We start from the raw sequence: 21,871 nt of genomic DNA, 5'->3' as shown, positions 1-21,871 counted from the left end.
TGTGGGGCAGCAGTCGGGACGCCATTGAAAGTGGCGTTAATCGAACAGATGTCGCGACGCTTGAGAAAGCTGCGCGATTACAGACGGCTCTCCATAATAATTCGTCGTGCTCGAACCACAGCGCTCTTAACCACTGTGGTGATAGGGTGACGGTTCAGGACGAAATTCTTTTGGAACTGCGATTGCTCATAGATGGGCGCCGTGATGAAGCGCGAGGATATGGGAATGACTTGCGGTTGAGTCCTACGCAAGAGGTGCGGGTTCGCAGAAGCTCGCCTGCCGAGAACGTATCGGTCAGGTCAATTTTTCCTCGCGAGGCTCTACCTAGTCCGCCTCCGCACTGAGAAACCGGACGCCGAAGGCGTCGGCGTTGGCCTCGCCCCAGTCATAGAGTGCCTGCAGCATCGGCTTCAGCATCTCGCCGCGTTTGGTCAGGCAATAGCGCGAGGAGCCGCCGCCGCGCTCCTGCTTGACGAAGCCTGAATTGCAGAGATCACGCAGACGCTCGGTCAAGACCTTGTCGCTGAGCTGCGGGATATCGTGGCGCAGCTCGCCATAGCGCATCGGCCGCACCTTCAGCCGGCTCAGGATCACGGTCTTCCATTTGCCGCTGAGCTGATCGATCGAGAACTCGACCGGGCAACCATATTTGCGCTTGGTCTTGCGGATCATCGCAACCCTCCCGCGGCACTTTCCATCTGGTTCGTTGAGCGCCGCCGTCGATCCATCTAAGCACGCTTTGCGCGGGTTGGGCGAGTTCAGGGATCATTGCAAGGCATGACAGAGGACAGTTCCGCCCAAGGACCGAGCGACCAGCAACATCCGCGCAAGCGCATCATCGTCAGGCGCAACGGGCCCTACGAACCCGAGCCCGGCATTCCGATCGTCGATCATCTCGGCGTGCCTGTTGCCGCCGAGGCGCCGGTGCAGCTCTGCCGCTGCGGACAATCGCAGACCAAGCCGTTCTGCGACGACAGCCACATCGCGCGCGGCTTCACCGACGCCGGGGATCCGCGGCGCGTGCCCGACAAGCTCGACGTCTATGCCGGACAGCAGGCGCATGTGTTCGACAATCGCGGCACCTGCGCGCATTCCGGCTTCTGCACCGACCGGCTCAACTCCGTGTTCCGTCTCGGCGAGGAGCCTTTCGTCGCGCCGAGCGGCGCGCGCCTCGACGACCTCATCAATGCGGTGCGCCGATGCCCATCGGGGGCGCTCGGCATCGGCATCGGCCCCGCGCGGGACGCCAGCCTGTCCGACGTCGACCGGCCGCCGCAGATCGAAGTGTCGAAGGACGGCCCCTATCGCATCACCGGCCACGTCGAACTGGTCGACGAGGACGGCGCGCCGATCGCGCAAAATGCAGGTGCGTCAAAGGAGCATGTCAGCTTGTGCCGCTGCGGCTCGTCGCTGAACAAGCCGTTCTGCAGCGGCATGCACTGGAATGTCGCGTTTCACGATCCCGTTCCGGATCCGCTGCGCGAGCCGACGCTGTTCGAATGGGCCGGCGGCTATCCGGCGCTCCTCGACATGACACGCATCTTCTACAGCCGCTACGTGCCGGAAGATCCGCTGCTCTCCCCGCTGTTCGCCGAGATGTCGCCGGACCATCCCGAACGGGTGGCGGCCTGGCTCAGCGAGGTGTTCGGCGGACCGCGCTTCTACACCGAGCGCTATGGCGGCTATCGGCGGATGGTGTCGCAGCACATCGGCAAGGAGATCAGGCCGGAGCAGCGCGCGCTGTGGGCCACCTACATGGTGCAGAGCGCCGACGATGCCGGGCTGCCGTCCGATCCGGAATTCCGCGCCGCGTTCGTCGCCTATATCGAATGGGGCTCGCGGATCGCGGTGGAGAATTCCGGCACCGGCGCAAAGCCGCCGCCGAACATGCCGGTGCCGCGCTGGTGGTGGGTCTGCAACGCAACGCCCGCCGCGCGGCCGCCCGCAATCGCAGGCGCGACGCAGACCGTGAACGAAGCGAGCGTCGCGCTGCCCGGTCTCGACGATGCCGTGCTATTCGAGCAGCACATCCGGCCGCTGTTCCGGCCGATGGACCGCAACTCGATGCTGTTCGCCTTCGATCTCTGGAAGGAGGCGGATGTCGCCAAACACTGCCGGCAGATCCTGGCCCGTCTCGAGGCCGGCACCATGCCGTGCGACGGCGCCTGGCCGGCCGAACAGGTGGCGCTGTTCGCACGCTGGGCCGATGCGCGGAATTTGACAGCCTGATCGGGAAGCCGCAGCTCCAGCGATTGGAGCCGTGGCACAATTCGCGTCATTCGGACAGGGTTTTTGACAATGCGATTGCGCCGAGGCGACCTCGGTGCAATTTCGATCGATTTCCGTGAGACGTGCGCTGCAAAATGCGCAGTGGCGGCGCTCGCTTTGACGCGCTAGACAGTGCCCGCCATTCAAGTGGAGACCCAAATGAGCATTCAGCGTTTCGAAACCGGCCCGCGCATGAGCCAGGCCGTCGTGCACGGCAACACCGTCTATCTCGCCGGCGTCGTCGCCGGCAAGGCCGCGGGCGGCAGCGTCACCGACCAGACCAAGGACATCCTGTCGATCATCGACGGCCACCTCGCCAAGGCCGGCACCGACAAGTCGAAGCTGCTCAGCGCGACCATCTACATCACCGACATGAAGACGTTCCCGGAGATGAACGCGGTGTGGGACGGCTGGGTCTCGGAGGGTAACACCCCGGCCCGCGCCACCGTCGAGGCCAAGCTCGCGGCGCCGCAGTACAATGTCGAGATCATGGTCGTCGCGGCGAAGTAAACGCGACGCGGATCATCGCAATGGAGTCCGATGCCCCGGATTGCAAAACTGCAGTTCGGGGCATTTCATTTGGCACCTCACGCGCTGATCCGCGATCGCTCGCCCGCAGCCTCACCGAGATCGGACTGAAGCCAGCGGGCAATCCGGCGCCATGAACCGGCCAGAGCCCTGCAGCCCATGAACAGTCCGAGGTGACCACAGGGCTCGGTGTCGCATTGCAGCCACGCGGGCGGCGTGCCCAACAGTTGCAACGTCGCAAATGCCTGGTCGGGCGGAACAACAATGTCGTTCTCGGCTGCGAGCAGGAAAACGGGCAGCTTCACCGCAGCAAGATCGATCTTGCAGCCAAGCGCGACGAAGTTTCCGGCCGCGATCCGGTTCTGGCGAAAGATCCAGTCGGTCACCTCGAGATAGTAGGTGCCCGGTAAATCAAGCGTCTCTCGGTTCCAGCGTGTGAAGCAATCGAACAGCGCCCGTGCATCCTCCGACTTGTCGTCGAGCCGCTGCTGCAGCGCCGCTTCCACGTCAAGCGTACTGAGCGGGACACTCCAGACCTGCAGCATCTGCCTGCCACTGACGATTCCGTTCCCCTGGCGCACCAGTGCCTCAAAACCTTGCTGCGGAAGCGAGGCGACCATCCTGGAAAGCTCTGACGGCACAGAGACATCGACCGGGCTGCCGGCTAGCACGAGCCGCCGCACCTTGCCGGGAAAGCGCGCGGCATAGAGCAGCGACAGCCAGCCGCCCTGACAGAGACCTGCAAGGTCGACGGGCGGCCCAATCGTGTCGACGGCCACGTTGAGATCGGACAGATAGGTGTCGATCGAGAAATATCGCATCTCCGGTGCCGCCGAGAGCCAATCCGTGAGATAGAGACGTGCAATACCCGCGCCGTGTAACGCCTCCATCAGGCTGTGGCCGGGCGCAAGATCCGCTATCTTCGCGCGGTGCAGCGCATAGGGTGCGCAGACCAGCAGCGGCTGGCCTTCGCCAGCTCTCGAGAAGTCCAGCAGACGCATCGACGGCAGTTGCAGCGCCACCGAATTGGCCGTCGTCCAGGGCAGCGCCGCCACTTCGTCCGCCGCATCTGTCGGTTCGGGCGCGCGACCGGGGTACCACTGCGAGTAGATATCGAGCGCCAATCGCGTGGCTTCAAACGGCCATAGCCAAGCGTACTGCACCCAGCTGGCGCTCGCACTTCGTTCCGATGGGTCCGTCTTTTCGTGCAAGCTCATTCACCGATTGATCGCCACCGAAATAGTCCGACCGGCACGGATCGAAACCTTGACCCTGATCAAGAACCGACGAATTCACATTGGTCACTCTACGACAACCCGCCGGGACGGCAGCCACGCCGGGACGTCACGATTTCGCGATCCCGGCACGGCTTGCAGCCAGGCGAGGACACCATCGCTTCAGCGGCTATGCGGCGCGCGCAGCGCCTTTCTCCGCATCGAGCCGGCGTGCAAACAGCCAGCGGAAATAGGTCAGCGGCGCATCGGCGCCGATCGCAAGCAGCTGATAGTCCGGATCGACGTCGAGCACCTTCTGCTGCGCTTCAATGAAATCCTTGTCCTCGTTGAAGGCCTCCTCGAGGGAATGCCGCAGCGACAGCGAAATGTTCGGATTGTCGGTGTCGAAATCGTGCAGGTAGTTCCAGAAGAAGTGCGTCGAGGAACGCGTCTCCGGCGTCATGAACTGCGCGTTGCGGTATTGCCGCGTGCCCGGAACCTGGACGCCTTTCTCCACGCCCTGCCCCGCGGGCGCGAACGTGGTGTCGAGCGTGAAGATGCCCGGCACGATCATGCGGCCGATATTGCGACGATCGACCTTGTCGTCGCGGTTGGAAATCACCTTCTTGTGGTAGGGCGGCGCATCGGCGCCCATGTGCCAACGCTCGACGCGGAAGCCGTCGTCCAGCTTCTCGATCGCCACCGGCTTGGTCTTGTAGGCATATTCCTCCGAGCCGCCGAGCGTGTTGGTGTGCACGAAGGCGAGATGCGCGAAATCGCTGAGATTGTCGACGATCAGCAGCCAGTTGGCCTTGTAATGCATGTAGCCGGGCAGGCCGCGCCACTTGGGATCCTCGAGCGGCGGATAGTCGAGGATCAGCTTCGGATCGGCCTTCTCGGCATCGCCGGTCCAGATGAAGATCATGTTGTAGCGCTCGACCACGGGATAGCTGCGCACGCCGAGCTTGGCGGGGATCGCGTCCTGGCCGGGGATCTGGATGCACTTGCCGTCGGCCGCGAACTTCATGCCGTGATACATGCACCTGATGTCGTCACCCTCGACGCGCCCCATCGAGAGCGGCGCGGCGCGATGGCAGCAACGGTCGTCGAGCGCGACCACCTTCCCGCTGGCGCCGCGATAGATCACGATCGGCCGCTCCAGGATGGTGCGCGCCAGCTTCTTGCCGTCGATCAGCTCGTGATTCAGCGCCGCCACGTACCAGGCGTTGCGCAGGAAAATTCCGTCATCAGCCATGTCACCCTCCCGATGCAATGTTGCTTGCCATCAGGTTAGGTGATCCCGGTCATCGGGATAATCCGATTCGGCTGGACACACTGTACCGGTGGATGGACAATCGGCCATGGAGTGGCGCGACTGGGAGCTGTTTTGCGAGGTTGTCGAGCATGGCGGCTTCACCGCGGCCGCGCGCGTGCTCGGACATCCCAAATCGAGCCTCAGTGCTGCGGTGCAGCGTCTCGAGGCCAATCTCGGGCTGCGGCTGATCGAGCGGACCACGCGGCACCTGCGGCTGACCGATCCCGGCGAGACCATCTATCGCAAGGTGCGCCCGCTGTTCGCCGCGCTGCACGACACCCACAGCGAAGCGCTGGCGATGTCGAGCGCGGTCGCCGGCACCCTGCGCATCAAGGCGCCATACGAATTCGGCGCGCACCACGCGGGGCCGGTCGCCTGCGCCGTGATGAGCCGCTTTCCGGAGCTCGCGATCCGGATCGACGTCGAGCACGACATCGTCAACCCAATCGCCGAGAACTACGACATCGTGTTCGCAATGCTGGAGGCGCCGCTGCCGTCGGCCGGCATCGTGATCCGCCGCGTCTTCACCCTCGAGCGCGGCCTGTTCGCGGCACCGGCGCTGCTGGAGAAGCTCGGCGAGCCGCGCACGCTGGACGAATTGAGAAAGCTGCCGCTGTTGACCGGCCCCAGCGATCCGCCATGGGCGATCACCGCACCCGGCGGTGTAGTCGAGCATCTCGCGGTGGACCGCGCGCGGCTCACCAGCTCGAATGCCCATGTCCGCCTGCAAGCGGCACTCGCCGGCCATGGCGTGCTGCGGGTGACGGCGAGCTACACCCGCGCCGCGGTCGCGGCCGGCGAGTTGCGGCGGCTGCTACCGGACCATGCCTGCGAGCCGCTCAACGTGCACGCGCTGCTGCCGGCGCGGCAATTTGTCCCGGCCAAGGTGCGCTGCTTCCTCGATGCGATGGAGGCGCACGCGCGCGGTGATCCGGAGGCCTATATCAGGCCGTAGCCGCTGACCGGGTCTCTTTGGCCGATCACCCTTTTCTCGGGAACCTGTCCGGCCGGTTGGCATCCAATGGTGATATACCGCCAACAGTGAGGGCGAGCCCACCATGCGCCAGGCCCATGTAACGTCTCCACCGCCGATCCGCTCAGGCGATGCCGAGCTCGTGCAACGCGCGCTTGCCCGCGACGAGGCCGCGATCCGGGCCATCATGCAGGCAAACAATCGCCGACTGTTCCGGCTGGCGCGCGGCATCCTCCGCAACGACAACGAGGCCGAGGATGTGGTTCAGGACGCCTATGTGCGCGCCTTCACCCATCTGGACCAGTTCCGCGGCGACTCCAGCCTCTCGACCTGGCTGTCGCGGATCGCGATGAACGAGGCGCTCGGCCGCCTGCGCAGCAAACGCGCAAGCGTGGAGTGGTCCGAGCTGCCGAAAGGCGCCGTCGAAGCCCAAATCATCCCGTTCCCGCTGTCGTCAGCGGACGATCCGGAAAAATCCATGGCCCAGCGCGAAATCCAGCATGTCGTCGAGCATGCGATCGACGAGCTGCCCGAGGCATTCCGCCTCGTCTTCATCACCCGTGTGATCGAGGGCATGAATGTCGAGGAGACCGCTGATATCCTCGGCCTCAAGCCGGAGACCGTGAAGACCCGTCTGCACCGCGCCCGGACCATGCTGCGCGACAATGTCGAGCGGAAGATCGGCCCGATCGTGATGGAGGCCTTTCCCTTTGCGGGCAAACGCTGCGAGCGATTGACCGAGGCGGTCCTGAAACGGCTCGGCGTCACAGCATAGATTTTTGGGAACCTCTGGCTATCAGCACCATCCAACTCCTGTGCAAGCAACGACGTGCCGTGCGCAACGCCCGGCTCAACAGGAGTGTCAAACCATGTTCGTTCGATTGAGCATCGCGGTCGCCGCGCTCAGCGTTCTCACCGGCGCTGCGCTGGCCCAGGGCGCAAAGCTGACCGATCCGCAGATCGCGCACATCGCCTACACGGCAGGTGTGATCGACATCAACGCCGCCAAGCAGGCGGAGACCAAAGCATCCAACAAGGACGTCAAGGCGTTCGCCAAGGACATGGCACGCGACCATGAAGCTGTGAACAAGCAGGCGCTCGACCTCGTCAAGAAGCTGAAGGTGACGCCGGAGGACAACGACACCAGCAAGGCGCTGTCGAAACAGGCGGCCGACAAGCTCGCCGAGCTCGGCAAGCTGAAGGGCTCAGCCTACGACAAGGCCTATATCGACAACGAGGTCGCCTACCACAAGACCGTCAACACCGCGCTGGAGACGCAGCTGATCCCCTCGGCCAGCAATCCCGAGCTGAAGAGCCTGCTGCAGACCGGCCTGAAGATCTTCCAGGGCCACGAGCAGCATGCCGAACATGTTGCGGCGGGCATGAAGTAAGGAGACGCGCGATGTCGCCCGGACGCTATCTCGCAACGCTGGCATTGTTCGCGCTCGGCGCGATGGCTGTTCCGGCGCATGCAGCCACCATCCAGATCGTGATGGAGAATTTGGTGATCTCGCCGGCCGCGGTATCGGCCAAGGTCGGCGACACCATCGAATGGGTCAACAAGGATGTATTGGCGCACACCGCCACGGCGAACAACGGCGACTTCGACGTGACGATTGCACCGAAGAAGACGGCCAGGTCGGTTCTGACCAAGGCCGGGACTGTCGACTATTACTGCCGCTTCCACCCCAACATGAAGGCGGTGCTGACCGTCGCGCCATAGCTTGCGTGATGAGTTACACGATGACCTGCGAGGTAATCGATCCGCCGACGCGAACCTTCGATAGTCCGGACAGCCGCACAGTCCGGCCCATCAGAAGGAGAGCACCATGACCGACCACACCACCGTCGCCCGCCGCTATATCGAGCTCTGGAACGAGCGGACGCCAAGCCGGCGGCGTGAGATGCTGAGCGAGAACTGGACCGCCGACGCGCGTTATGTCGACCCGATGATGAGCGGCGACGGCCATGAGGGCGTCGACGCGCTGATCGCGGGCGTGCAGCAGAAGTTTCCGGATTTCACCTTCAAGCTGATCGGCGAGCCGAACGGCTTCGGCGACCATGTCCGCTTCTCCTGGGGCCTCGGGCCCGACGGCGTCGACAGCCCGATCAAGGGCACCGACTTCGCCATGCTGAAGGACGGCCGGATCAGGAGCATCACCGGCTTCCTCGACCAGGTGCCGGGCGCCTGAGGCAGCGCTTCCACACCGGTAATGTCGCTGCTAATCTTCCCGAAACACAGGGAGGACGCCATGAAGGCAGATTACGCCTTCAAGACTTCTGTCGTCAGCGACATCACGCCGGCGCTGCTGGCGATCGGCCGCGACAGCTTTCCGCAGGCCCTGATCGGCGCGCTGCGCCGCGTCGCCGGTGTCGGTCACTGCATGGTGTTCTCGTTCACAGGCCCGCGGTCCGCCGCGTGCCTGCTCGACGTCGGCAATATCCCGACCGGGCGCGACCTCGGGATCGCCTATTCCGAACATTTCCATCAGGCTGACCCGAACCGCGATGCGGTGTTCGAGGGGCAGGCGCAGGCCGTGCCGATCGTGCTGCCGACCTTTGCCCGCCGGATGTACAGCGACGGCTACCGCAAGATTTTCTTCGATGATTCCGACATCGTCGACAAGTTCGCCTCTGCGATCTGGACGGGCGACACCTGCTTCTACGTCAATTTCTACCAGATCACCGAGCAAGGCCGCTTCAGCCGCGAGCAGATCGCGCGCCTGGCCGCGGTCGCGCCAGCGTTGACCGCAGCGGTGGCGCGGCACTTCCAGCGCGACCCGGCAGCGGACGCCGATCCGATCGCCCGGCTGAAAACCCTGTTTGCGACCGCCGAACCGCTCGCCAGGCTGACCGGCCGTGAAAAAGAGGTCTGCCTGGGCATCCTTTCGGGCCTCAGCTCGGAAGCGATCGCCGCCGAGCTCGGCATCGGCCTGCACTCTGCCCTTACCTATCGCAAGCGCGCCTACGACAAGCTCGGCATCTCCTCGCAGAACGAGCTGTTCGCGATCGCACTCCGCCTGATGGCATCGGCACGCCAGCTGAACTGAAGGGCCCAAGCGGCAACCTCCCTCTGTCCCCAACGGTAGGGACAGACCGGTCGCGTCTGGCGGCCTATGCTTGCTTCCTGAGGCCAACCCGAGATCACGTCGTGAGCACTGCTCCCCATTTCGACATCGACGTCCCCGCCTTCTGGCAGGATCCCTATCCGACGCTGGCGCGCATGCGCAGGGGAGCGCCGATCGCCTTCGTGCCGCAGCTCGGCAGCACGCTGCTGTGCAACCGCGACGACATCTTCGTCTCCGAGAAGCAGATCGACGTGTTCTCGTCGCACCAGCCCGAAGGGCTGATGAACAAGCTCATGGGCCACAACATGATGCGCAAGGACGGCGATGCGCACATGAACGAGCGCAAGGCGATCTTCCCGGCGGTCTCGCCGAAGACCGTCAGATCGCACTGGACCGCACAATTCGCAGCACACGCGACGCACATCCTCGACGAATTGACGCCGGATGGCACGGTGGATTTCGTGCAGGCCTTCGCGCTGCCATTCTCGGCCGAATGCCTGAAATCGATCACCGGCCTCACCAACATGCGCTTCCAGGACATGAATGCGTGGTCGCAGGGCATGATCGACGGCATCGCCAACTACACCGGCGATCCCGCGATCGAGGCGCGCTGCCATGCGGCGACCTCGGGCATCGACGCCGCGATCGACGACATGGTGCCAGTGTTGCGCAAGACGCCCGACCTCAGCCTGCTCGGCGTGCTGCTGCAAACCGACATGCCGATGGAGAGCGTGCGTGCCAACATCAAGCTCGCGATCTCGGGGGGCCAGAACGAGCCGCGCGACGCGATCGCCGGCACGGTGTGGGCGCTGCTGACCCACCCGGATCAGCTGGCGCTGGCGATAGGCGGCGCGATCCCGTGGCTACAGGTGTTCGAGGAATATGCGCGCTGGATCTCGCCGATCGGGATGTCGCCGCGGCGGATCGCAAAGCCCTGGACGATCCGCGATGTGGCGTTCGAGACCAACGAGCGCGTGTTCCTGATGTTCGGCTCGGCGAACCGCGACGAAAAGCATTTCGCCAAGCCTGATGCATTCGATGTGCGCCGCGACGCCAGCAAGAGCATCGCGTTCGGCGCCGGTCCGCATTTCTGCGCCGGCGCCTGGGCCTCGCGCGCCATGGTCGCCGATGTCGCGCTGCCCGCGATCTTCAGCAGGCTGACGAATCTGCGCCTGATCGCGGACAAACCGCCCCGGATCGGCGGCTGGGCGTTCCGCGGCCTACTCGATTTGCCGGTAACTTGGGACCGGTAAGACGCTACGCCGTCCGCCCTTGCGCCAGATCCATTTGAGTACAGACACATCGAGACATGAAAGACGTCCGCCGGGGCTTGCCGCCCCACGCGGACGCGGCCTTGATGGCCGAATACACGTCCCGTTGCGTTGCGACACCGTGCCGCCGCAACCGGTCGGACGGCTGTAATCAAACTGTCACGAATCCATTTCAATCCGCCGTTATTGATGAAACTGCAGTCAGTTGAGCGGTCACAAGGGATTTCAGATGAACCCGAATACCAACGGTAGCAGTCACGATACTGCCTTCCACCATGAAGCCCCCGAACAGGATTCCGAGGAAGGCGGCGGCATCAACAAGACGGTCGCGGTCGTCGCGGTGGTGGCTGTTGGTGCTGCCGTGTTCGAGGCTGCCCTGCTCCCGGGACTTGCGCTTGGCGTTGCCGCCGTCGCGGCGCCGAAGTACCTGCCGAAGCTCGCCGGCGCTCTCAATCCGCTGTTCAAATCCACCGTTCGCGGCACCTACAAGTTCGCACAGAAGTCGCGCGAGATGTTTGCCGAAGCCCACGAGCAGGTGAACGACATCGTTGCGGAAGTGAAGGCCGAGAATCAGGCGCAGGAAGGCAAGGCGGCGGCTGAGGGCCGGACTTCGTCTGCGGCCTGAACGGGCCCAGACCGGCCAATGTAAAGCGGCGAAGCGCGCCGATGATCGACCTTGCGACGCCGGCACGGCGCGCAAGCGTGTTCGAACGACGGCATCATTCGCGTCCCCGCGCCGGCGTTGGAACGCTGTGAGAGGAATGCGATGACCAAGATGAAGCTGCAGATTGCGCATCAGGTTCCGGGCCGGATCCGCATGAAGGTGCCGTCGGCCAAGGAGAACCCCGAGCTTCTCGAACAGATCAAGCAGACCTTCAGCGTCATTCCCGGCATCGAGGAAGTCATCGTCAACCCGGCGACCGGCAGCATCGTGCTGCACTACGACACCGACCGGCATGACGAATTTCATGGCAAGTTGGAGCACCACACCGGCGGTCACTACAAGCCGCCGGCCAATGAGATCGAGGCGCTGGCAACCAAGATCGAGCAGGAAGCCGAGTACCTCGCCGAGCACTCGCATACGGCCAGGGTCGTTGTCGATTTCTTCAAGGATTTCGACAACGGGATCAAGATCGCCACCGGAAACGTGGTCGATCTGAAGATTCTGCTCGCCGCGGGCATCGCCGGCTTCACCATCTTCGAGGTCGGCGCCAATGCGGCGACGCCGGTCTGGGTCACGCTGGCGATCTTTGCCCTCAACCACATGATTCAGGCCAACATGGCTGCCGCGGAGCAGGCGGAGCCGGCAGGCGCGCCGGCCTGACCCGCCAGGGGCGAGAGCGCAAATTCATGGACTTCCGCTTCTGCCACTCCATGCCAGGGCGCATTCGTCTGAGCATTCCCGCGCTCGGGCAAAACCGCAAGCTGGGCGAGATCTGCCTTGGATGGCTGCGGGCACAGGACGGCATCAGGACTGCACGCATCAACTACGACTGCGCGAGCCTCGTGCTGGAATACGATCCGGCTCACGAGCAACGGCTGCTCGCGCTGCTGAACGGCTTCAAGAGCATGAGCCTTGCCGACGTCAAGGCGCTGTGCGCCAGCGCCGCGCAGGACGTCGCTTCGCCACGCGCGAGCGTACCGGAAGTCTCCAAGCGTTCGCCGCTGGCGCTGCCGACGCTGTCCCTGTTCATGGCCTTCAGCGCCAATCCGGTAGTCACGGCGATCAACATGCCGCTGATGCTCTGGAATGCGATCCCGATTGCCAAGCGCGCCTGGAAGGTTTGGGCGAACGAGAGCCGGCTCAACATTGACGTGCTCGATACGCTCGCGATCACATCCTCGGTGCTCCAGGGCAACCCGCTGGCCGGCTGCATCGTCACCTGGCTGATCAAGCTCGGTGACTGGATCCGCGACCTGACCGCTGCGGGCTCGCGGCGGGCGATCAACGAGCTGCTCGAATTCCAGTCGAAGACGGCCTGGCTGCTGCGCGACGGCGAGGTGGTGTCGATCCCCGCGGCCGAGCTGCAGAACGGCGACATCGTCGTGGTATATCCTGGCGAGATGATCCCGGTCGACGGCGAGATCATCGACGGCTCCGCCACCATCGACCAGAAGACGATCACCGGTGAGGGCCTGCCGGTGCATCGCGGCAAGGGCGAAGCCGCCTTCGCCGCCACCGTGATCCGCGAGGGCCAGATCACGTTGCGCGCGTTGCGCGTCGGAACCGCGACCACGGCCGGCCAGATCGTGCGGCTGATCGAAGCCGCGCCGATCGGCGACACCCGGATGCAGAATCACGCCGAACGCTTCGCGGATCGGCTCGTGACCCCGACCTTGGCGCTCGCCACCGGCACCGCCATGGTCTCGGGCGACTTCAATCGCTTCCTCTCGCTGGTGATCATCGATTACGGCACCGGCATCCGCGTCGCGGCCCCCACGTCGGTGCTGTCGTCGATGACACTGGCCGCCCGCACCGGCATGATCATCAAGAGCGGCGGCCACATGGAGAAGCTCGCCGGGATCGACACCATGGTGTTCGACAAGACCGGCACGCTCACCCACGGCACGCCCGCCGTCATCGACGTGATCTCCTACCAGAACTCCATCACGCCCAACCATCTGCTCGGGCTCGCCGCCGCCGCCGAGACCAAGCTGCAACATCCGGTCGCGGAAGCGCTGCGCACACGGGCCCGGCAGCTCGCCGTGAACATCCCGCCCTGCAACGAGACCACCTACCGCCTCGGCCTCGGCGTCGAGGGCCAGGTCAACGGCTACTACGTCCATGTCGGCAACCAGCGCTTCATGCGCCAGAGCGAGATCGCCGTCGACGCCTCGGCGCTCGATCGCGCGGCGCTCGACGAGCGCGGCTATTCGAGCCTCTATATCGCCGTGGACGGCAAGCTCGCGGGCCTCGTGCCCTACTCCGACGAGATCCGCGAGGAGAGCCGTTCGGTGATCCAGCGGCTGCATGCGCTGGGTGTCAAGAACAGCATCATGCTGACCGGCGACAACGCGGTGGTGGCACGCGCCGTCTGCGAAAATCTCGGGCTCACCGAGCACTTCGCGGACATGCTGCCGGCCGACAAGGCCAGCGTCATCCAGGAGCTGCAACGCCAGGGACGCAGGGTCGCCATGGTCGGCGACGGCATCAACGATTCTCCCGCGCTCAGCTTCGCCGACGTCGGCATCGCGATGAAGCATGGTGCCGAGGTCACGCACGAATCCGCCGATGTCATCCTGATGGAAGATTCGCTCTGGAAGCTCGTCAAGGCGGTCGAGATCTCGCAAGGCGCCGTCAGCCTCATCAAGCAGAACTACGCCATCGTCGCCGCGCTCAACACGCTGGCGCTTGGCCTTGCCTTGCCAGGCGGCCTGATCACGCCCGAGGTGACCGCGCTCATCAGCAATGGCTCGGCGATCCTCGCGAGCTTCAACGGCATACGGCCAATACTGCGCTATCAATGAGCCAGGATCTCACCCAGCTCCTTGCACTTCCTCCCGGCGATCACGCCGCGCTACAAGCCGCAGTCAAGACGCTGGAGAGCTCCAACTTCGCGGCAAGGATCGCCGACTATGCCGGCGTTCCGGTCAATCGCGTCCTCAATCTGCTGCCGAAAGCCGCCAACCGCCAGCTCAGCGGGCTGGTGCGCACGGCGGTCATGAAGGGGCTGGAAGTTGCCGTCGACACGCTCGACGAGAAGCCGCCGCCCTCACCGGCGGTGACCTTCTCGTCGTTCCTCGCCGGGGTGACCGGAGGCGTAAGCGGCCTGTTCGGCTTCGGTGCGCTCGCGGTCGAGCTTCCTTTGACAACGACCTTGATGCTGCGCGCGATTGCCGAGATCGCACGGCACCAGGGTGAGGATCTCTCCCAGATCGAGGCAAGACTCGCCTGTCTCGAAGTCTTCGCCTACGGCACCAAGCGAACCGACGAGAGTGTCGACATCGGCTACTACGCCGCCCGCGCGCTGATCAGCAAATACACCAGCGACGCGGCCGCCTATATCCTGGAGCGCGGCGCGGTGGATGCCTCCGCCCCGGTGATCTCCAATCTGGTCAGCGAGATCGTCTCCCGGTTCGGGCTGGTGGTCTCGGACAAGGCCGCGGCCGGCGCAGTACCGATCATCGGCGCAGCGTTCGGCGCGACCGTCAACGTCATCTTCATGGACCATTTCCAGAAGATCGCGAAAGGGCACTTCACCGTGCGCCGGCTGGAACGGGACCATGGCAGCGCCGGCGTTCGGCAACATTACGCGGCGATCGCGGCGAGGCTCGCGCCGCGCCGCGGCGTTGCGACGGCATGAGGCGTTTGGCAGCAATTGGACATCGGCGCCGTGCTTCCGCCTGAGGACACCAGGCTGCGTGACCTTCGCCGCATGCGCGCGCTCGCCACGGCCCTGCTCGTGTTCATGCTGCTGGTTTTTCTGGCGACCTCGATGGCGCAACCGCACTGGCCGTGGCTGGCCTATCCGCGCGCCTTCGCCGAAGCCGGCATGATCGGCGCCTGCGCCGACTGGTTCGCGGTCGTCGCCCTGTTTCGTCATCCGCTCGGCATCCCGATTCCGCACACCGCGATCGTTCCACACAGCAAGCAGCGCATTGCGGCCGCGCTGGGCCGCTTCATCGCCAACAACTTCCTGTCGCCTCGCGTGATCGGCGATCGCATCCGCGACGTCGATATCGCCGGCTGGGCTGCGCAATGGATCGAGCGGCCGTCGCACGCCCGCAGCGCCGCGCAACGCACGGTCTCGGCGGCCCATCAGGCCCTGCAAGCCACGCCGAGCGCCGACCTCAACGCCTTTCTGACGCGCCGCACCCGGCAGGGGATCGCGGCGGTTCCGGTGGCTCCGCTCGCCTCGCGGGTGCTGGCGCTGTTGTGGGCGCATGGTGACGCGCAGGCCCTCGTCGAGCGCTTGATCACATCAGCGAGCACGGCGCTCGCCAACAACAAGGAAACCATCCGCAAGAAGGTCTCGCAGCGCTCCTACCGGTTCGTTCCGAAATGGGTCGACGGCATGGTGGCCGACCGCGTCATCTCCGGCATCGGCCAGACGCTCGACGAGATGCGCGAGCCGAACCACCCCTGGCGTATCGAGCTCAAGGCCGAAATCGAGCGCCTGATCGACCGGCTCGCCACCGATCCCGACTACCTCGCCAAGGGCGAGGAGCTGAAGCAGCAGATGCTCGACAACCCCGCCGTGATCCGTCAGATCGACGCGATGTGGCAGGCCATCGAGGCGCGGCTGAACTCCGCGGCGACCTCGGCCGCGATCGCGGACGCCATCGAAACCGCCCTGATCTCGGTTGCCGCGCGGATTCGCGACGATGCCGACATGCGCGACCGCATCAACCGCTGGCTTCGCGTCGCCGCGTTGCGGGCCGTTGCATCGCGACGCCAGGAGATCGCGGCCTTCATCCGCAAGGTGGTCGAGAACTGGGACACCGAAACGCTGATCATGCGGATCGAATTGCAGGTCGGACGCGACCTGCAATTCATCCGGATCAACGGAACTGTCGTCGGAGGGCTGGTCGGCCTGCTGATCTTCTCCGTCTCGCGCTGGCTGTAGCGCGTTCGTTCGCGCTCAGGGAAAGCGAATTCGCAGCAGCGGCAACTGCTGCAGCCTGTCGAGCAGGCGCACCATTTGGCTTGCGGCCAGGCTGAGGCAGCCGAGGATGAAGTGGCGGCGGGTCAAGCCGCGCTCGCGATCCGCGAATTCCAGGCGCTGGAGACGCGGTTCGGGAGGCGCGTGCGTGCGCAGGGCGGGAAGCGTCGTCATAGGTATCAACCGATCGGAAGCCGGATTTCCGGCGCGGTGGTCATCTGCTCGATTGTCCTGTCGAAGGACAGGCAATCCGGATTTTCGCCCGGCATCCGGCGCAGCGTCTCGGCGAACTCCTCCTGCTCCAGCAGGAACGAGCGACCGTCGCGCAGGCGGGCATAGGCGGCCCAGGGAACGAATTTGGTGAACGGAAACGGGAATCCCTCGCGCGGCGACACGTCGATGTTCAGGCCGGAGACGAACAGCACGTTCTTGGTCTGGAACGCCGGTTCACGCAAAATGCTCCGATAGGTGCGGTCGAACTCGGCCTGGGTGACGAAGCGGGCGGCATCCAATGCAGGATGCGGCGACGTCACCAGCGCCGGCATGACAGGAGCGAGCGCTGCCTCGAGAATGTCATGGCCCTCGGGACCTTCGGCCAGCGCACGGCGGAAGTGAAACAGATCGGGCGACAGCGCCGTGCCGATCGGTGCCGGTGTCTCGCCAAAGCAGGCTTCGCCGAGCCGTTCGCGGATCGCCCGGCCTGCGCGAAAGACCTTCGACGTGCTCAGCACGCTCAGCGGCTGGCGCGGCGTCTCGACCATGCGGTCGAGCCATAGAAAGAGACCTTCGCTGCGGCTGTCGTCGAGATATTGATTGTCGATCCGGAACACCGGCTCGCCATCGAGCCGGCCGCATTGCACCTGCCGGCAGGCAAGCGCGTATTCGTCCTCATACCAGCGCAGGACGCCGCAGAGCTTGCCGCAGCCATCCCCAAACCTGCAACCTTCGGTGCGGTGGCGCTGATAGACCCCGAAGCGGCCATCATCGGGATTGTAGCCGACATGGCTGGCCTGGATCAGCACCAGGTCCTCGCCATGATGGGCAAACGGCCCGTGGCGGTTGATCGCGACCTTGCCGCCGACCCGCCCATGGTCGAACGGAAAGGTTCCGAAATGCTGGGCCAGCAGCATAACCGGATAGCCCTGGCTCTCGTCGGAGCAGAAGGCGCGCGACGGCAGCATATGCTGCCGCTCAAAGCCGAGCGACCGGCAATAATTGTAGAGCCGCGGAACGAAATGGCCGTAGCGCATTGCAAAACGACCAACCCGGAAGGTTTCGATCATCCCGCTGCCGCCCGACCGCTCCGACCAATCCAGAGTGCATGCGGAGAACGTTCCCCGCTTCCGATACCGGGCGCGAACGGTAGATGGCCTTGTTGACGGTTATGTGAATGCAGATGGGCGCGATGATCCGGGGGGGCGCGCTCAGCGCCCCCAGCGCAGCACGACCGGATCGAGCGTGCGCGCGATCTCGATCAGCCCGGCGCGCGTCGCCGGATGCAGCGGTTGCAACGGGTGCCGCACCGCATCCGACTTGATGACGCCGCCCTCGCGCATCAGCACCTTGCAGGCCTGCAGCCCGCATTGGCGGTTCTCGTAATTGATCAGCGGCAGCCAGCGCGCATAGGCCTGCACGGCCTCGTCGCGGCGGCCGGCGAAGAACGGATCCATGATCTGGCGGATGCCGTCGGGATAGCCGCCGCCGGTCATCGCACCGGTGGCGCCGGCATCGAGATCGGCCATCAGCGTGATCGCCTCCTCACCGTCCCACGGTCCCTCGATCACGCTGCCGCCCTTCTCGATCAGACCGCGCAGCTTGCCCGCGGCCATCGGCACCTCGATCTTGAAATACCTGACATTGGCGAGCTCCTTCGCCATCCGCGCCAGGAAGTCCACCGAGAGCGGCGTGCCCGCGACCGGCGCATCCTGGATCATGATCGGGATGTTGATGGCGTCCGACACCACCCGATAGAACTCGTAGATGCCCGGCTCGGGAACGCGGAAGGTCGCGCCGTGATAGGGCGGCATGATCATCACCATCGCAGCGCCCGCGGCCTCCGCCTCGCGGCTGCGCGCGGCACACACCGCCGAGGAGAAATGCGTCGTGGTGACGATCACGGGAATGCGGCCCGCGACGTGCTCGAGCACGGCATGCATCACGGTCTCGCGCTCGGCATCGGTCAGCACGAACTGCTCGGAGAAGTTGGCGAGGATGCAGATGCCGTGCGAGCCGGCATCGATCATGAAATCGATGCAGCGCCGCTGTCCGTCGAGGTCGAGGTTGCCGCCGGCGTCGAAGATGGTCGGCGCCACCGGGAAGACGCCGCGATAGGGACGCTGTGCCGAAATCGTCATGTCAAATCCTCCCTGATGATCTGTCGCAGCTTTGTCTGTCACACCTTGCGGAACGGCAGCGGCGGGCCTTCGAGTCTGCGCAGGCCCGGCTCGCGCCGCTCCAGCCACCAACCATACTGCTTCGGCCAGGACGCGAACACCTCGCCGCTTTCGCCGCCAAGTGCAAGCTCGGCATGCAGCGGCCAGTTCGGATCGAACAGCGCCTCGCGGCCGATCGCGATCAGATCGGCCTGGCCGTTGGCCAGAACATTTTCCGCCTGCTGCGGATGCAGGATGAGGCCGACCGCGATGGTGGCGACCTCGGCGGCGCGACGGATTTCCTGCGCATACGGGACCTGGAAGCCATAGCCGCGCGGAATCCACGCCGCGGTTGCCGAGCCAAGCAGGCCGCCCGACGAGCAGTCGATCAGATCGGCGCCGCGCGCCTTGGCTTCGCGCGCGAATGCGACCTGATCCTCGAGCGTCAGGCCGCCTTCGACACCGTCGACCGAGGAGATGCGCACCGCCAGTGGCCGCTCGGCGGGCCAGGCGGCGCGCACGGTCTCGATGATCTCGAGCGGATAGCGCATCCGCCCGGAGCGGTCGCCGCTATAGGCGTCGCTGCGGCGGTTCGACAATGGCGAGAGGAATTCGTGCAGCAGATAGCCATGCGCGCAATGCACCTCGACGAATTCGAAGCCGGCCTCTACCGCGCGCAAGGTGGCGCGGCGCCAATGCTCGCGCAGCACGGCGAGCTCGGCCACGTCGAGCGCGTGCGGCATCAGCCAGCCTTCCTCCATCGGGATCGCACTCGGAGCAACAGTCCGCCACGGCAGATCGCCGCGGGCGCGGTCGGCCTCGTCGAGTGCGGCATTGCCGTACCAAGGGCGCTGCATGCTGGCCTTGCGGCCGGCATGCGCGAGCTGGATCGAGGGCACCGCGCCGTTGTCCTTCAGGAAGGCGGCGATGCGCTCGAGCGGCGCGATCTGCTCGTCGCTCCAGATGCCGACATCGCCATGGGTGATCCGGCCCTCGGCAGTGACCGCCGCGGCCTCGACCATCACGAGCCCGGCGCCGCCCTGGGCGAACTTGCCGAGATGCACGAGGTGCCAGTCATTGGCGAGGCCGTCGGTCGCCGAATACTGGCACATCGGCGAAATCAGGATGCGGTTTCGGGAGGTCACGCCGCGGAGCGTGATCGGCTGAAACAGAAACGGCTGCGACATCGGGTCCTGCGGGAACGTGGTGGCGGGAAAATGGCGGCGGAAAACTAGGCGGCGCGCGAGCTGATCGCAAGCCGCGCCGCAGCGCAGGCGGCAAGACCAGCGCGCATGCAGCGCGTCCGCAGCGGCGCGATCCGCGAAACCCGCAACACGTGCCGCAGAAATTTTTCCCGGTTGGTAAACATTTTCCGTCATCGCCGGGTCACGCCAGCGATCGCAATTCGTGCCGGACATGCCTACATTGCCGACATGAAAAAAATCGGATTCCTCTCGTTCGGGCACTGGACGCCCTCCCCGCAATCCCAGGCCCGCTCGGCCGCGGATGTGCTGCTGCAATCGATCGACCTTGCGGTCGCCGCCGAAGAGCTCGGCGCGGACGGCGCGTATTTTCGCGTCCATCACTTCGCCCGCCAGCTGGCCTCGCCCTTCCCGCTGCTGGCGGCGGTCGGCGCCAAGACCAGCCGGATCGAAATCGGCACCGCCGTGATCGACATGCGCTACGAAAATCCGCTCTACATGATCGAGGACGCCGGCGCGGCCGACCTGATCGCAAGGGGACGCCTGCAACTCGGCATCAGCCGCGGCTCGCCCGAACAGGTGATCGATGGCTGGCGCTATTTCGGCTATCAGCCGGGCGAAGGCGAGACCGACGCCGACATGGGCCGCCGTCATGCCGAGATCTTCCTCGACATGCTGCGCGGACAAGGTTTTGCGCAACCGAATCCGCGGCCGATGTTTCCCAACCCTCCCGGCCTGCTGCGGCTCGAACCGCTCTCGGAAGGCTTGCGCGAGCGCATCTGGTGGGGCGCCGGTTCGAACGCCACCGCGGTCTGGGCAGCGAAGCTCGGGATGAACCTGCAGAGCTCGACACTGAAGAGCGACGAGACCGGAGAGGCCTTCCATATCCAACAGGCCGCGCAGATCCGGGCCTACCGCGCCGCCTGGAAGGAGGCCGGTCACTCCCGCGAGCCGCGCGTCTCGGTCAGCCGCAGCATCTTCGCGCTGGTCGACGACCGCGACCGCGCCTATTTCGGCAACGGGCAGGAGGAAGACCAGATCGGCTTCATCGACGAGCGGACGCGCGCGATCTTCGGCCGCGGCTACGCCGCCGAGCCGGACAAGCTGATCGAGCAGCTCAAGACGGACGAGGCGATCGCGGAGGCCGACACCCTGCTGCTGACCGTGCCCAATCAGCTTGGCGTCGCCTACAACGCGCATGTGATCGAGAGCATTTTGACTCACGTCGCGCCCGCCATGGGATGGCGCTGATCACCACCGAAGGATGATGCAACCTCGGCCACTTGGCGGCCGCTCTCGCGTTCCAGCGGAACTCCGTTCTCAAACGCGGAGAACTACGGAAACATAACTACGTGTTGTGAGAAGAACAGGTCGAGTACAGTGCGTTAGGCGCGCACGTTGCGTGAACAGACCGCCGTAGTATTCCGGGATCATCCCGCGGGGCCGGTTTGTGGATTGCCCAGGTCAGGAATCCCGATCGCGATTGCGACGCGTGAGATCGAGGCGCTCGACACGCTCGTCGATCCGCCGGTTCAATTCCTCATCCTCGCTCGAATTCCCGCCGCGACGGGCGCGAATGACAAATACGCATCCGATCACAACAATCGCAAACAGCACGTAGTACCACCATTCCATACATCGATCTCAAATGAACGCTCGCGGATACGAGCGGAAAGGTCATCGTTCAGGCCCGCCGCGATGCACCGGTCTTGGTGCATAAAAAGGATTCACCAGGCAGGTTGCCGGATTCCCCGCAGCGCTGGCCTGGCACTCCTTCATCGACATGAAGATACAATCCATTCGATCGCCGACCAGTTCCCCGTAAACACGCATGCAGACCGGATAGCGAGGATCATACATTTGTGCCGATGTCGGCTTCGTCGTGCAAAGCGCGCCCAGCGCGAGCAGCAGCGCTCCAAGCAACCTCACGTCTAGTCTCCTGCTATTGCCGCGAAATACATTGTCTCGCCGACAAGACCGTCCCGTGAATTTAGCTTTGGGGCTGGAGCGGGCGAAGGGAATCGAACCCTCGTATGCAGCTTGGGAAGCTGCCGTTC

At 64.8% G+C, this 21,871-nt stretch carries 24 protein-coding genes; 15 read left to right on the top strand and 9 right to left on the bottom strand.

The annotated features are described in order from the left end of the window. Positions 1–324: 324 nt before the first annotated feature. A complete protein-coding gene (locus Q0030_RS30870; protein ID WP_298375892.1) occupies positions 325–672 on the bottom strand; it encodes a helix-turn-helix domain-containing protein in 348 nt (115 codons plus the stop codon). Between the two features lie 105 nt (positions 673–777). Here Q0030_RS30870 and Q0030_RS30865 point away from each other — a divergent pair, with 105 nt between their 5' ends. Together Q0030_RS30865 and Q0030_RS30860 are read left to right on the top strand one after the other, a co-directional pair. Further along, on the top strand, positions 778–2,229 hold the full coding sequence (locus tag Q0030_RS30865; protein ID WP_298375889.1) for a CDGSH iron-sulfur domain-containing protein: 1,452 nt from the start codon (positions 778–780) through the stop codon (positions 2,227–2,229). Positions 2,230–2,427: 198 nt separating this feature from the next. Next, the gene (locus Q0030_RS30860; protein WP_028339041.1) at positions 2,428–2,778 is read left to right on the top strand and encodes a RidA family protein; all 351 of its coding nucleotides are present in this window, start codon (positions 2,428–2,430) and stop codon (positions 2,776–2,778) included. A gap of 77 nt (positions 2,779–2,855) precedes the next feature. Here the strand turns inward: Q0030_RS30860 and Q0030_RS30855 are convergent, their stop codons facing one another. Further along, entirely contained in the window at positions 2,856–3,851 is a 996-nt protein-coding gene (locus Q0030_RS30855) for an alpha/beta fold hydrolase (protein ID WP_363323519.1), read from the bottom strand. 349 nt (positions 3,852–4,200) lie between these two features. Next, the gene (locus tag Q0030_RS30850) at positions 4,201–5,265 is read right to left on the bottom strand and encodes an aromatic ring-hydroxylating dioxygenase subunit alpha (RefSeq protein ID WP_298375877.1); all 1,065 of its coding nucleotides are present in this window, start codon (positions 5,263–5,265) and stop codon (positions 4,201–4,203) included. Positions 5,266–5,371: 106 nt separating this feature from the next. Between Q0030_RS30850 and Q0030_RS30845 the strand changes: the two genes are divergently transcribed. From Q0030_RS30845 to Q0030_RS30790, 12 genes are all read left to right on the top strand, one after another. Then, entirely contained in the window at positions 5,372–6,280 is a 909-nt protein-coding gene (locus Q0030_RS30845; protein ID WP_298375874.1) for a LysR family transcriptional regulator, read from the top strand. A 103-nt stretch (positions 6,281–6,383) separates the two neighbouring features. Continuing rightward, positions 6,384–7,073 (top strand): RNA polymerase sigma factor, encoded by a 690-nt coding sequence (locus Q0030_RS30840; protein WP_298375871.1) that lies wholly within the window; start codon positions 6,384–6,386, stop codon positions 7,071–7,073. A 94-nt stretch (positions 7,074–7,167) separates the two neighbouring features. Next, the gene (locus Q0030_RS30835; protein WP_298375868.1) at positions 7,168–7,689 is read left to right on the top strand and encodes a DUF4142 domain-containing protein; all 522 of its coding nucleotides are present in this window, start codon (positions 7,168–7,170) and stop codon (positions 7,687–7,689) included. A gap of 11 nt (positions 7,690–7,700) precedes the next feature. Beyond that, complete coding sequence (locus Q0030_RS30830; protein WP_298375867.1) at positions 7,701–8,021, top strand: cupredoxin domain-containing protein; 321 nt, start codon at positions 7,701–7,703, stop codon at positions 8,019–8,021. 106 nt (positions 8,022–8,127) lie between these two features. Further along, the gene (locus Q0030_RS30825) at positions 8,128–8,490 is read left to right on the top strand and encodes a nuclear transport factor 2 family protein (RefSeq protein ID WP_298375864.1); all 363 of its coding nucleotides are present in this window, start codon (positions 8,128–8,130) and stop codon (positions 8,488–8,490) included. 60 nt (positions 8,491–8,550) lie between these two features. Next, complete coding sequence (locus Q0030_RS30820) at positions 8,551–9,348, top strand: helix-turn-helix transcriptional regulator (protein WP_298375861.1); 798 nt, start codon at positions 8,551–8,553, stop codon at positions 9,346–9,348. A gap of 101 nt (positions 9,349–9,449) precedes the next feature. Beyond that, positions 9,450–10,619: a cytochrome P450 gene (locus Q0030_RS30815; RefSeq protein WP_298375858.1), complete on the top strand. Its 1,170-nt coding sequence runs from the start codon at positions 9,450–9,452 to the stop codon at positions 10,617–10,619. Between the two features lie 247 nt (positions 10,620–10,866). Further along, entirely contained in the window at positions 10,867–11,262 is a 396-nt protein-coding gene (locus tag Q0030_RS30810) for a DUF5132 domain-containing protein (protein ID WP_298375855.1), read from the top strand. Between the two features lie 141 nt (positions 11,263–11,403). Continuing rightward, the gene (locus Q0030_RS30805; RefSeq protein ID WP_298375853.1) at positions 11,404–11,961 is read left to right on the top strand and encodes an HMA2 domain-containing protein; all 558 of its coding nucleotides are present in this window, start codon (positions 11,404–11,406) and stop codon (positions 11,959–11,961) included. 26 nt (positions 11,962–11,987) lie between these two features. After that, positions 11,988–14,105 carry a heavy metal translocating P-type ATPase gene (locus Q0030_RS30800; RefSeq protein ID WP_298375850.1) on the top strand — a complete coding sequence of 706 codons (2,118 nt, stop codon included), beginning with the start codon at positions 11,988–11,990 and terminating at the stop codon, positions 14,103–14,105. Beyond that, complete coding sequence (locus tag Q0030_RS30795) at positions 14,102–14,941, top strand: EcsC family protein (RefSeq protein ID WP_298375848.1); 840 nt, start codon at positions 14,102–14,104, stop codon at positions 14,939–14,941. The genes Q0030_RS30800 and Q0030_RS30795 overlap by 4 nt, the downstream gene beginning before the upstream one ends. Positions 14,942–14,971: 30 nt before the next feature. Further along, positions 14,972–16,204, top strand: coding sequence for a DUF445 domain-containing protein (locus tag Q0030_RS30790; protein ID WP_298375846.1), 1,233 nt, complete (start codon positions 14,972–14,974; stop codon positions 16,202–16,204). A gap of 15 nt (positions 16,205–16,219) precedes the next feature. On the opposite strand, the gene Q0030_RS30785 is transcribed toward Q0030_RS30790, so the two are convergent. The 4 genes from Q0030_RS30785 to Q0030_RS30770 all read right to left on the bottom strand — a co-directional run bounded on the left by Q0030_RS30785 (position 16,220) and on the right by Q0030_RS30770 (position 19,799). Beyond that, complete coding sequence (locus Q0030_RS30785; RefSeq protein ID WP_298375844.1) at positions 16,220–16,414, bottom strand: hypothetical protein; 195 nt, start codon at positions 16,412–16,414, stop codon at positions 16,220–16,222. A gap of 5 nt (positions 16,415–16,419) precedes the next feature. After that, a complete protein-coding gene (locus Q0030_RS30780) occupies positions 16,420–17,523 on the bottom strand; it encodes a hypothetical protein (protein ID WP_298375842.1) in 1,104 nt (367 codons plus the stop codon). A gap of 141 nt (positions 17,524–17,664) precedes the next feature. Further along, a complete protein-coding gene (locus Q0030_RS30775; protein WP_298375840.1) occupies positions 17,665–18,594 on the bottom strand; it encodes a dihydrodipicolinate synthase family protein in 930 nt (309 codons plus the stop codon). 38 nt (positions 18,595–18,632) lie between these two features. After that, positions 18,633–19,799, bottom strand: coding sequence for an NADH:flavin oxidoreductase/NADH oxidase (locus Q0030_RS30770; protein ID WP_298375838.1), 1,167 nt, complete (start codon positions 19,797–19,799; stop codon positions 18,633–18,635). Positions 19,800–20,045: 246 nt separating this feature from the next. Between Q0030_RS30770 and Q0030_RS30765 the strand changes: the two genes are divergently transcribed. Continuing rightward, complete coding sequence (locus tag Q0030_RS30765) at positions 20,046–21,065, top strand: LLM class flavin-dependent oxidoreductase (RefSeq protein WP_298375836.1); 1,020 nt, start codon at positions 20,046–20,048, stop codon at positions 21,063–21,065. Between the two features lie 213 nt (positions 21,066–21,278). Here Q0030_RS30765 and Q0030_RS30760 read toward each other — a convergent pair whose 3' ends face one another. Further along, positions 21,279–21,431 carry a hypothetical protein gene (locus Q0030_RS30760; protein ID WP_298375832.1) on the bottom strand — a complete coding sequence of 51 codons (153 nt, stop codon included), beginning with the start codon at positions 21,429–21,431 and terminating at the stop codon, positions 21,279–21,281. Between the two features lie 60 nt (positions 21,432–21,491). Continuing rightward, on the bottom strand, positions 21,492–21,871 hold a 380-nt coding region (locus Q0030_RS30755), incomplete at its 5' end, for a DUF3551 domain-containing protein (RefSeq protein WP_298375829.1).

The organism is uncultured Bradyrhizobium sp. (genome assembly GCF_947648125.1).
In the GTDB taxonomy this organism is placed as follows: domain Bacteria; phylum Pseudomonadota; class Alphaproteobacteria; order Rhizobiales; family Xanthobacteraceae; genus Bradyrhizobium.
The sequence above is the reverse complement of the archived record's forward strand: the minus strand, read 5'-3'. Positions and strand labels throughout refer to the sequence as shown.